At 38.9% G+C, this 12,820-nt stretch carries 10 protein-coding genes; all 10 read left to right on the forward strand.

What is annotated here, in order from left to right; all coding sequences use genetic code 11:
- Positions 1-4,000 (forward strand): translocation/assembly module TamB domain-containing protein (locus RYP29_RS06895; protein WP_311532735.1); only part of this gene is annotated, 4,000 nt, incomplete at its 5' end.
- Positions 4,001-4,156: 156 nt separating this feature from the next.
- On the forward strand, positions 4,157-6,334 hold the full coding sequence (locus RYP29_RS06900; RefSeq protein WP_156718478.1) for an outer membrane protein assembly factor: 2,178 nt from the start codon (positions 4,157-4,159) through the stop codon (positions 6,332-6,334).
- A 108-nt stretch (positions 6,335-6,442) separates the two neighbouring features.
- A complete protein-coding gene (locus RYP29_RS06905; RefSeq protein ID WP_009661451.1) occupies positions 6,443-6,925 on the forward strand; it encodes an OmpH family outer membrane protein in 483 nt (160 codons plus the stop codon).
- A 36-nt stretch (positions 6,926-6,961) separates the two neighbouring features.
- Entirely contained in the window at positions 6,962-7,930 is a 969-nt protein-coding gene (locus RYP29_RS06910; RefSeq protein ID WP_118354161.1) for a hypothetical protein, read from the forward strand.
- Positions 7,931-7,940: 10 nt separating this feature from the next.
- Positions 7,941-8,471, forward strand: a complete 531-nt coding sequence (locus RYP29_RS06915) for a hypothetical protein (RefSeq protein ID WP_005381739.1) — start codon at positions 7,941-7,943, stop codon at positions 8,469-8,471.
- A gap of 29 nt (positions 8,472-8,500) precedes the next feature.
- On the forward strand, positions 8,501-9,532 hold the full coding sequence (gene lpxD / locus RYP29_RS06920) for a UDP-3-O-(3-hydroxymyristoyl)glucosamine N-acyltransferase (protein ID WP_311532736.1): 1,032 nt from the start codon (positions 8,501-8,503) through the stop codon (positions 9,530-9,532).
- A gap of 7 nt (positions 9,533-9,539) precedes the next feature.
- The gene (locus tag RYP29_RS06925) at positions 9,540-10,442 is read left to right on the forward strand and encodes a phosphatase (RefSeq protein ID WP_311532737.1); all 903 of its coding nucleotides are present in this window, start codon (positions 9,540-9,542) and stop codon (positions 10,440-10,442) included.
- A gap of 179 nt (positions 10,443-10,621) precedes the next feature.
- Positions 10,622-11,461: a UDP-3-O-acyl-N-acetylglucosamine deacetylase gene (lpxC, locus tag RYP29_RS06930; RefSeq protein WP_227068643.1), complete on the forward strand. Its 840-nt coding sequence runs from the start codon at positions 10,622-10,624 to the stop codon at positions 11,459-11,461.
- A complete protein-coding gene (gene fabZ, locus RYP29_RS06935; RefSeq protein ID WP_005376579.1) occupies positions 11,458-11,883 on the forward strand; it encodes a 3-hydroxyacyl-ACP dehydratase FabZ in 426 nt (141 codons plus the stop codon). Before lpxC ends, fabZ begins: the two co-directional genes overlap by 4 nt.
- 21 nt (positions 11,884-11,904) lie before the next feature.
- Positions 11,905-12,717, forward strand: coding sequence for an acyl-ACP--UDP-N-acetylglucosamine O-acyltransferase (lpxA, locus tag RYP29_RS06940; protein ID WP_005376607.1), 813 nt, complete (start codon positions 11,905-11,907; stop codon positions 12,715-12,717).
- The last annotated feature ends 103 nt before the right edge of the window (positions 12,718-12,820 follow it).

Consider the following 12,820-nt stretch of genomic DNA (forward strand, 5'->3'; position numbering starts at 1 on the left):
GGGGAATTCAAGTGGTGCAGCCATCGTTTCTACCATTACTTTAGAAAAACCGGACGTCCATGTGTGGCAACTAGCTGATGGATCTTGGAATGTAAATTCTTTATTGGAGTCATCCTCAAAAAATGATAAGAAATCATTTGATGGCAATATCGTCATTAATGATGCTACAGGTGCTGTTCGATTTAAAGATGGTAATGTACATAGGCTATCCAAACTAGATGGAAATATAGCCTTAAATGTTGATGGTATGACAAAAGGGGCATTAAATGGACTTTTAGATGACCATTCAATTGCTGTTAATGGCTCTATCGACATGAATAAAATGGATGATTTTGATTTGTTTGTTCGAGCCGAGTCTGTTGATATATCAGGCATTATGAATATGGTTCCATCCAATAAAAATCTCTCTATAACATCTGGTATATTACATGATGTAAAAGCGCAGATTACGGGGCGTGATGGCAAGTATTCTATGTCTGGTAATTTAGCCTTTGATGGCTTAGGTGGTACCTATAAAAACGGGTCTACTACATACCAAATTGGACAGGGCAATGGTAAGATTTTCTTCCAAAATAATACTGTTTTAATCAGTCATAGTGGCTGGTATGTAAACGATCAAGCCGTTAAGGTGAATGGATTGGTAACATTAGGGGATGAGGTTGGTTTAAACTTAAATGCTGTTGCTGATTCCGTAGCTTTAGAGGCTTTCACCAAAAATCAAATTACTGGTAACGTAGGTGCCCGTGTTCATATCGGCGGTACTAGTGTTAATCCCTATGTATCTGGTTCTATAAAGAATAATGCAATCTCTTATGATAGCTATCATATCGATAGTGGAGAGGCTAATTTTAGTTATTTCGATGGTACAGTGGATATTCACGATGCTTCGTTATACATTGGTAATGGTAGCGTAAAAGCCAAAGGACAATACGGCATTGATAGTGGTGAATTTTCCATTGATGGTACGATTCATAATGCGGAAATAGCTCCATTTACACAAAATTTATCTACACCGGCGTCTGGTATTGTGAATGGAGAATTTTCTGTAAAAGGAAAAAATAGTGATATTACCTCCATAGAAGGTAATATAGTGGGAACGAGTCTATCCGTGCGTGGTATATCTATTGATTCTGCTCGCGTTAGCTTTAATAATGTAGGCGCCTTGACAAATATAGCCGTTACGGGGGCGATAGGAAATGGCCAACTTAGTGGATATGGAACGATTGATAATAATCTATTGAATCTATCCTTGTCGGCGGATTCATTAGATGCATCTAATTTTTCAAGTCTTGTTGGTAATAGTATATCTGGCAATATTACAGGCCATGCTTCTATTACAGGAAATTTAGATAATCCATCTGTGACTGGTAGTGTTACAAGTCCTGAGATTGTCTATAGTGGGGCTCACTTTAATTCCATTAATGCAGGCTTTACTATTAAAAATCATATATTAGAATTAACAGATACATCTATAGGTGATGGAGATGGCGCCATTACTATAGGGGGTACATTTGATTTAAATTCTAATGCACTTAATATGCGGGCGCGTGCTAAAGCTGTCCGGATAGAGAACTTGATTAGACCGTTTTCTGATGTTCCGCTTACTGGGTGGTTTGAATCTGAAAATGAGATTCGTGGTACTTTAGATAATCCATATGTTCAGGGCCATGTTCATTTATATGATGGTTCTTATAATGGCAAATTGATTAGTGATGCAAAGGCAGATTATACATTAGAAAATAAGACTCTTACATTACCTAAGTTTACTATTCAAGGATATGGTGCTGTCATTCAAGGGTCTGGTACTATGTCAGAAGATGCCCTAAATATCGATTTAGAAGGTAAAGATATAGATATTGGTAGGTTATTAGTCAATACTGATTATGATGTAAAAGGCTATGTACAAGCTAAGGGGCATATTGGAGGCTCTTTATACAATCCTAATTTTAATGGATCTGTTACATCTAACTTCTTAACTATTAATGGCGAAGGTATCACCAATATTTTTGGTACATTATATGCAGATACAACCGTTGTTAATTTAGAAAAATTTGAATTTGATGAAGAACAAGGTGGCCATTATATGGCCCGTGCAGGTATGTCTACTGTGGGCGATAAGCGATTATTTGGTACATTACAGGTGACAAATGGTCGTGTAAGCAATCTATTATCCCTACTGGGAAAACCGGTGGATAAATTAGATGGTTCTTTGAGTGGTACAGTTGATTTAGGAGGTACCTATGGCAATCCAAGCCTTAATGTAGTGGGTTCAATTAAGGATGTAACTATTGATACTAAGGTAGTAGGCGATGCAAAGATAGATGCCAGTCTAGAAAATCGTAAGTTTAAAATTCGAACATTAAAATTACCTGTTGATGATGGACTTATTGCTGCTGGTGGTACTGTTGATTTAGATGGTGATGCAGATTTACAAATTGCAGTTCGCGATGTTGATATAGAACCATTCTTACCGCTTATTGGTGATAATATTAATGCAACCGGTTCCGTTACCGGTGTTATCAATATGACAGGGGCTACAAAAAATCCTAAGGTTGAATTGTCCGCGAGCCTTGCCAATGGTTCTTATAACGGTATCGATATTGATCAAGGCTTTGTATTGGCAACCATGGAAAATCATGTTATTAACGTTCAACGTATTCAAGGGGTTAAAGAAGACTATAAGCTAAGTGCATATGGCAAGATTCCTCTAGCCGCGTTGTATACGACTGGATATCTCGATGCAAATGATTCTAAAGCGATGGATATGACTATTGACTTCAATGAGGCTGATATGGCTGTTATCCCTTTGATTACGCCTACGGTGAAAGACGCAACTGGGGCATTAAAAGGTGTTGTTCATGTAACAGGAACTATTGATCAACCAGAAGCGTACGGTACAGTATCTGTTCGAAATGGTACCATGAAGATAAAGACTGTAGGGAATGAGCTTAAGAATATTGATGGGGATTTAATTTTCTCAGGTCAACAAGCAGATTTTCAATCTCGCATATCTGCGGGCAAAGGGACCGCTGGTTTAGCAGCGAAGGTTAATTGGACAGGTCATACCATGACTAGTTACCGTGCAGCCATTCAATTGGATGGGTTAGATTTATCTAACGAGTATATTTCAGGTCCATTAAAGGGAGAACTCTATATAGCTGAAAAAGAGGGAATCCCTACACTTATGGGTAATCTAAATCTAGAGAATATGAAGTTCAAAATTCCTCTTTCCTTAGAAACTAGTGAAAGCACGCGTGATTTGGGGATTGATGTTAACGTACATGCTGGTAAAAATGTACGACTCTACGATAGAACCTTGTATAATATGCGTATTAGTGGAGATGTTCATTTTGGGGGCTCTGTATTTAATCCTACCTCTAGTGGACAGTTTAACGTGGTGAGTGGTACGTTTAAATATCTAAGCCATACCTTTGATATTACAAAGGGGACTGCAATTTTTACATCTGGAACGTATTTGCCTATGCTTCAACTAGATGCGGAAACAAATGTAGGTACTTATAATATTTATCTCGGCGTGAAAGGTACTGTGGATCATATGGATTTGACGCTTAAATCCGAACCAAGTTTATCGCGTAAGCAAATCATTTCTATGTTGACCTTTGGTCGTGGTGAACCATCGAATAGTAGTACAATTACCAATGAAGATGCGAATGCATTAGCTGTAGCTGGTGCACAAATGTTTGCTTTTGGCTATGTACAAGATGCAGTGCAAAATGCATTGGGCTTAGATCGTGTTAATATTACGACAGGCTCTATAGATCCGAATGAACCTACTAGTAAGGAGACATCGGGAAATTATAATATCGAAATCGGCAAATATGTCTTGCCGAGAACGATGATCACCTATACGCAAGGTATCAATAATAAACAAAATAAATATGGTATTGAATACTCGTTACGGCGAAGTGTTAAGTTTAATGCTTGGCATACATCACAAGGTAGTACCTATATTGGTGGACGTTGGACACGAGAGTTCTAGCAATGATGACTATAATGAAGAATCTGAATAAGGACCTTTATTATAGTCATTTTAATTTCATAAAATTGAATTATAGTAGTACTAATTCCCAGTATTATATGATATAATAATAAAGATTTAATACTCTTTAAAGAGGGATAATTTTAGGAGGATTTTATGTTAACAAGCAAAGCCTATAAACGTATGCTAGCAGCATCTGTGTTGACTGCTGTTATGGGTACTGGCAGTGTGTTTGCTGCAGAAGTACAAACAGGCTATACACCAGATATGAATGCAACTGCTACAGCAGATACTGCGACTACTGATGATACAACGACTAAAGCAGCTGTATACAATGCGGGTACAGAAAAGGGTGCTAATACACAAGATAATACTGATGCGGCAATTTTAGCTGCTCGTGGTGACACTACATTATCCACTGATGGTACTGTTGTACAAGGTTCTGATGGTACAGTTACCGTTAATAACGGGGCTTTAAAAACAGACGATAAACAAGTTAAAATGGTTTCCAAAACTACAGCAGGTACAGACTTGGATAAGGTTGCAGAAAACGGTCAGGCACAAGCTGTAACATCTGTTGAGGCTCAATACGTTACTGCTGTTAGTGCTGATTCTGTTAACCCATTTGTAGGTAAAACAATTACAGGCTTATCTATCTCTGGTATTCCTGCAGATCAAGCGGCGCAATTAATGACATTGTTATCTGAAAAGGTAGGCGATGCTGTTTCCGTTGATGGTGTATTTAAAGATGTACAAAATTTGGGTAACAGTGGCTATTTCTCAGAAGTGAACCCTGTCTTTACATCTGTTCCGGAAGGCGTGAAAATTGACTTTGCTGTTGTGACTAACCCTGTAGTACATGGTGTTGTATTTGAAGGTAACTCTGTATACACATCCGATGTATTAACTAAATATATGGCAATTCCTGAAGGCCAAATCATGAACTCCGTATATGTAGGCCAAAAGGTACAAGGCATCAATGCAGCGTATGCTCGTGATGGTTATATGTTAGCTCATGTAGACGGTATTGCTGTAGATGATAATGGTATGATTCATATCCATATCGTGGAAGGCATTGTAGAAGATATTGTACCAGCTGGTAATAAGAAAACTCGTAACAAAGTTATCACTCGTGAGTTCGTACAAAAAACTGGTAAACCATTCAACAAGTTCTTAGTTCGTCGTTCCGTAGAACGCGTATACAACTTGGGCTTCTTTGATGATGTAAATGTACGTATGTTACCAGGTGAAAAAGATCCTAACAACGTAATTATCGAAATTGACGTATTGGAACATAAAACAGGCACAATCACATTAGGTGCAGGTTATTCTAAATCCGATGGCTTGATGGGTATCGTTGAATTTGGTGAAGATAACCTTCGCGGTACAGGTGATAAATTTAAAGTTCACTGGGAAATCGGTGGTAAGAAGAAATATAAAAACTACCAAATTTCTTACTTGAAACCTTGGATTGACCACAGAGGTACTTCTCTTGGATTCTCCTTCTTCAACCGTGAAGATGAATACACTGACTATGATAGCGATGGTAGCGAAGTAGCAGAATACAACAAAAAATCCAAAGGCTTTAATATTTCCTTTGGTCGTCAAACAGGCGAATATACACGCGACTACTTAACACTTGAATCCCGCTCTGATAAATACAAATGGGATAATGACGATAGCTCTGGATTCCGTTATGATGCGGGTACTGGTGCAGGCCCTAATAATAGATGGAATAACGGCTCATATGATTTTGCCGGCATGGATTATGTAGGTAAAAACTTTGGTCGCATCAATTCCATTTCATGGCAAAAGGTATATGACTCCCGCGATAACATTTATGAACCAACTCGTGGTCGTCGTATTTCCTACACTGCACAATGGGCTGGTCATGGCTTAGGCGGTGATTTTGATTTCTATAAATTCACAGCTGAAATGCGTGCATACAAAAAAGTGGGTTCCAAAAATGTATTGGCCTTCCGTGCACGTGGTGGTTTCATCCAAGGTGATGCACCATATAGCCAATTGTTCACATTAGGTGGCGCAGATACATTACGTGGTTACGAAGATGATCAATTCCGCGGTAAAAATATGTATAATGCGACATTGGAATTCCGTTTCCCTATCGTGAAAAAGGTAAGTGGCGTATTATTTACAGATATCGGTGATGCTTGGGATGCTCCTAATGTTCCTTGGTATAAAAATACTAAGAGCTTTAACTATGGCGTTGGTGCCGGTGTTCGAATCACTACACCAATCGGTCCTGTTAAACTCGACTATGGTATTGGCAAGGATAAGAAGAAATTCCACTTCAGCTTCGGTACACAATTCTAATATTGAGACATATTATGGTGAAAGCACCTTCTATAGAGGGGGCTTTCACCAATATCTCTATTATGGCACTCATAGTGCGTAGATTAACAGAAATGAGGAATGTTCATTATGATGAGAATGATGAATAACAAGAAGAATGTGAAAATATTCTCCATTGTTATTGCCGCAATTTTTATTATCGGTATTGGTGCGTTAGCCTATACTCAAATGGCTACACCTGGTACTAGTGCTGCTAGTAATGTAGGTGTAATCGATATGAGCCGTTTGGATAATCCTGAAAACCCTGTATATGTAAAAGCTGCTAAGGAATTTACTGATTATCGTAGTCAAGTAGCAGCAGATATGCAAACGAAGGTAGATGCCGCTCAAGATGATGCTACTAAAGCTAAAATTAAGCAAGAAGCACAAGCTAATGTAGAAAAGAAAATGGAAGAAATGAATAAACAGATGGCTGACCAAACAATGGAAGCAGCTAAAGCTGTTGGTAATGCTAAGGGTTTATCTGTAGTTCTTCCTAAAGATGCAGTTCTTTATGGTGGTGTAGATATTACTGATCAAGTACTAAAAAAACTAGCATCTGATGCAAAATAATAATGATACAAAGGTAATCAGATAAGGGTGAGCAGTATGAAGCTAAATAAACGGTATATAGGATTATTTCTGTTTTTAGCAGCTGCACTGATTGCGATGTATGGAGCCTATGGATTTATTACTAATCGGCAATCTTCAGAAGGGCCATCTATTGGGGTAGTACAAATTGATGATGTACTAGAGTTTAATCCGTCTTATGAAGATTATAAGAATGCGAAAGCAGAGTTGGAACAGCTTAAAGCTCAATATGCCTTAGAACAGGAGGCGTTGAATACCAAGTCTGATTTGCAGAATGAACAACTTAAATCCTTGTCTCTAGACCCGACATTGTCGGATGCGTTAAATGTTGAATTACAAACGCGAATCGCTACAAAACAAAATCAACTTAATGCACAGCTAGATGCTAAACGGGCTGAACTGGTACAAAAATACATGAAAGAGCTCAAGGTTGCTAACAAGGGATATGACTTGGAGATTGTAAATCTACAATTACAACTATATGCTTTTGATAGCCGTGTTTATATCGATGATGCGCAGAAAGAAGCTGCTCAGGCACAAAAAGCTGAATTGGAAAGCCGACTTCAAAGCTTGCTGGCTAAACGTAAACCATCCAATTTTGATATGGATGCTATACGGGCTAAAGTAGATGCAGAATTAAAACCTATCCGTGATGCAGGGGAACAAGAACTTAAACAATATGCCGAATCTGTACAAGCTGAACTAGCAAAGAAACGCGATACAATGATGCAAAATCAAGCTAAAGCAATTGTATCGACGAATAATTTGCCAGTTCCTCAAGAGTGGAACGATAGTTGGGCAAAGAAATTATCGGATAAAGAGGCAGAGGTAAATGCACTTCATGAAGCCATTTTAGAGGACGTGCGGATGCGCGTTGCTATTATTGCTCAAGAACGTCATTTAGACCTTGTTTTGATTGATCATGGTGGAAATATCAAAGGGCTAGATATAACAGATGCTGTGAAAGCGTCATATCGAGTTCAGTAAGGAGTATACGATGAATAAGAAAATGAAATCTTTAATTTTAGGTGCAACAATGATTATGGCATTGCCAATTATTGGTGGCTGTGGTAGCAATACTATTGGCTATGTAGATTCCCAAAAAGTTGTGACACAAACTGCGAAATCTATTGAGATTAACAAAGAAATTAATGCAAAAGGTAAAGAACTTCAAGCCAAAATCGATGCTGCTGATGAAGCATCTAAAGCGCAAGTTACGACTGATGCAAAACAAGATTTTAATGCTTTCACAACTGCAAAAAATCAAGAGTTGAAACAATATATCGATCAACAAGTTAATGAATTAGCTAAAGAGAAAAAGCTAGATGTAGTATTGCTTAAAGGTGCTGTTGTTGGTGGCGGCGTAGATGTAACTGATGACTTAATCAATAAAATGGGCAAAGCATCTGATGAAGATATTAAAGCTGCAGAAAATGAAGCGAACCAACAAGAAGCTCAACAAGCGCAACAAGGTGATGCTCAACAAGGTGAAGCCCAACAAGCGCAACCTGCTGAAGCTGCGCAATAGTTTAGTTAACACTTGGGGGGGACTTAATAGTGGAAAAGACCGTACTGGAGCTTGCTCAACTTATTGGTGGTAAGGTGGTTGGTAATGAATCGCTAGTAATCACAGAAACACGTGGCTTTGAACAAGCGGCACCTCAATCGATTACATTTGCTATTGGTGAATATGTGGAACACATTGGCTTATGTAAAGCTGGTGCTGTAATTTTAGAGCAAGAAGCGCCCAATGCACCGATGACACAAATCATTGTAGATAATGCAAAGGTTGCCTTCGCACAAGTATTACAATTATTTCATTCACCTGTTGTAATACCACGTGAAATCCATCCTACTGCAATCATTGGTGAGAACGTTAAGCTAGGCGATAATGTTGCTATTGGTGCCTATTGTGTTATCAATGATAATGCAGTGATTGGTGATAATGTTACAATTCGTCCATATGTTTATATTGGTCATAATACTCGTGTTGGTAATGATTGTGATATATATACTGGCGCCGTTGTTCATGAAAATTGTATATTAGGAAATCGTGTCGTATTACGCGCCAAAGCGGTAATCGGTGGTGAAGGTTTTGGTTTTGCTACTGAAAATGGCGTACATACGCATATTCCACAAGTAGGTAATGTCATTTTAGAGGATGATGTAGAAATTGGATCCTGTACAACCATCGATAATGCAACTATGGGATCTACATTAGTTCGAAAAGGGACAAAAATTGACAACCTAGTTCACTTGGGACATAATGTTGAAATTGGTGAAAACTGTTTCCTCATTGCACAAGTGGGAATTGCAGGTAGTACGAAATGTGGAAATAATGTAATTTTTGCAGGACAAACCGGTTGTACAGGGCATATTACAATAGGTGACAATGCAAAATTTGCTGGTAAAACTGGTATTACTGGTAATGTACCAGCAGATGCTGTTATGGCTGGTTACCCAATGCGTCCTCATAAGGAATGGTTAAAACTGTCCGCTTATGAACATCGCTTACCAGAAATGGTAAAAACTGTAAAACAATTGCAGAAGGAAATCGATGCTTTAAAAGCGCAGCTTAAGGAGAGCTAATACGTTTATGTATAGGTTTATGAAGTTGTTTAGTGCCTTTATTTGTATGTTGCCTCATAGTTGGCAGTATGCATTAGGTACATTGCTTGGTGAAATTGCTTGGCTTGCAGTGCCTCCTAAACGGAAGCGGTTGGCAATCGGGCAGATTTTGTTTTGTAAAATCACTGATGATCCTGTTGAAGCAAAGCGAATTGCTAAGGCGAGTACGACTCGATTTGGTCGTATGATTATCGATGTATTGAGATACCCTGAAATTAAAGACGACGACTATAAGGATATGGTCAACTTTACCAATAAGGATATTTTGGACGAAGTCTTAGCTGATGGCAAGGGGGCTATTCTGGCTGCCCTTCATAGCGGTAACTGGGAATTGCTTGGAGGTGTACTGGCTTCTGAAGGGTACCCTCTAATTTCTGTAGCGTTAAAACAAAACGGCGATGCAGATAAATTTATCAATGAATATCGTGAGCTTATGCATCAACATGTAATGTATAAGACGAGTGTGCGCGATATGGTGAAAGCTTTAAAAAGTGGTGCTTTTTTAGGGTTGATTATGGATCAGGATCCTGGAGAAAATGGTGTATTGGTGCCATTCTTTGGTTATGAAACACTAACAGCAGATGGTCCTGCTGTATTAGGGCGTATGCAAGATGTACCTATCATCTTTGTGACCATGCACTATAGCCCTTATACGGGAAAACATGAAATTGAAGTACATCAACCGTTATATGTAGAAAAAACAGATGATAAGAAACGGGATGTAGCAATTACTACGATTAAGCTCAATGAATTTATTGAGGATTATATCCGTCGTTATCCAGAAGATTGGTTCTGGCTACATAATCGTTGGAAATGGACTCGTCGTTACTATGGTGACAAGATTGATACTCCACCAGATGTGTTTCATTAAAAAAATATAAAAAGTATAATCGGCGTTGCAGATGTCTTAAAATAAAGCTTTGCAATGCCGATTTTTTACATCTAGTCAGTTGATAAATAGTCCTATATTCTTGTAACAGCTATGCAAATAGGGTATAATACAGTATGGTGTATAGTAGACATGGAATTAGATTATGAAAGGACATTCTTATGAGTAAGCCCCAACAAACAATTAAACAGGCTATTTCATATAAGGGAATTGGCCTTCATAGCGGGGAACCTGTAACCATGGTTTTTAAGCCAGCACCTGAAAATACAGGAATTGTGTTTGTGCGCTCAGATATAGAGGGAAACCCCTCCGTTCGAGCACACATTGATAATGTGACGAACACTATGCGCGCTACTACTTTGGAACATGGTGAAGCAAAGGTTTTCACTGTTGAACACGTAATGGCTGCATTCAGTGCTATGAATATTGATAACTGCTTTGTTGAAATGGACTCTCCTGAGCCACCTGTTGGCGATGGCAGTAGTGCCGTATTTGTTGACTTAATCCTTCAGGCGGGAATTGAAGAACAACAAGCTGAACGACATGTGTATAAGGTGAAACGTAGTCATTCCATTTATGATGGCGATAGATTTATTCTTATCGTACCTTATGATGGATATCGCGTTACATTTACATCGATTAATCCACATCCGTTGCTTGGTACGCAACAATGTGATTTTGATGTAACACCTGAGTATTTTCAAGAACATATTGCCCGAGCTAGAACCATTGGATTTGTAAAAGAATTGGAACAATTGCAAGCCATGGGCTTGGCAAAGGGTGGCAGTACAGATAATGCTCTTGTATACGATGATACAACCTGTTTATCTGTTCCACGATTTGAAGACGAATTAGTTCGTCACAAAGCCCTTGATGTGATGGGTGATTTATATTTATTGGGACCTATTGAGGGACATGTAATTGCGTTAAAATCGAGCCATGAACTCAATTCTCGTTTGGCTCATAGTATAATAGAAGAAATAAGGGAGACACAGCAATGATTCTTAACCATGAAGACATTTTAGAAATTTTACCACATCGTTACCCAATGCTATTGGTAGATCGTATTATTGAATTGGAACCAATGAAGCGTGCTGTGGGCATTAAAAATGCTACATTCAATGAATTGTTCTTCCAAGGTCATTTCCCTGGAAATCCAGTTATGCCTGGTGTACTATTAACAGAAGCAATTGCCCAAGTTGGTGGCATTGCTTTGTTGTATCCTGAAGAAAATCGTGGATTAACACCTATGTTTACAGGAATTGATAAAGTACGTTTCCGTCATCCTGTAAAACCTGGTGATGTTGTACGCATGGAAGTAGACATTGTAAAAATTAAGGGCCGTATGGGCAAGGTTGAAGGTCGCGCTTATGTGGGCGATAAACTTTGTGCTAGCGGTGAATACATGTTTGCCCTTGTATAATAGACTTAAGGAGTGATTGTAGTGATAGTTGTAGGCATGGAAAATGCGGAATCCAACATTCATAACACGGCCATAGTGCATCCGAATGCTAAACTGGGCAAAGATGTTGTCATTGGACCTGGTGCTGTCATCGGGGAAAATGTAGAAATAGGGGATGGCACTCAGATTGGTGCCAATGTAGTTATTGGTGGTTGGACAACCATTGGTAAACGTTGTGAAATCTATCCAGGTGCATCCATTGGTTTGGAACCGCAAGATTTAAAATTTAAAGGCGAGAAAAGTTATTGTTACGTAGGTGATGAAACGGTTATCCGTGAATTCGTTACCATTAGCCGCGCTACTGGAGAAGGCGAAGAAACACGTGTTGGCAATAACTGTTTATTACAAGCGTGTACGCATGTGGCTCATAACTGCATTGTGGGGAATAATGTTATTATGAGTAACTGCGCAGGCTTGGCTGGTCATGCTATCGTTGAAGATCGCGTGGTTATAGGTGGCCTCGCTGGTGTTCATCAATTTGTAAAAATTGGCCGTAATGCTATGGTTGGCGGTATGGCTAAGGTGGTACAAGATATTCCGCCTTATGTTATTGCCGATGGTCAACCAGCTCGTGTTATCGGATTGAACTCTGTTGGCCTATCTCGTGCAGGTATTTCGGAAGAGGTACGCCGTAGCTTGAAGCAAGCGTTCCGCATCATTTATCGTTCAGGCTTTAGCTTGTCTAGAGCTATTGAAGAGATGGAAATGCAACTTGATTCTTCCGTTGAAATTGAAAACTTATTACGCTTTTTACGCAATGCTGATCGTGGCATTATGCGTACACGTCGTGATTAATATGAAACTCTACATTATGTTTATATAATGTAGAGTTTTTTTGTGGTTATTTTAGGCTCTATAATAAATGTTGGGGTGACACCACTACGGTGTCACTTCCAAC

It is taken from the genome of uncultured Veillonella sp. (genome assembly GCF_963534045.1).
Taxonomy (GTDB): Bacteria; Bacillota; Negativicutes; order Veillonellales; family Veillonellaceae; genus Veillonella.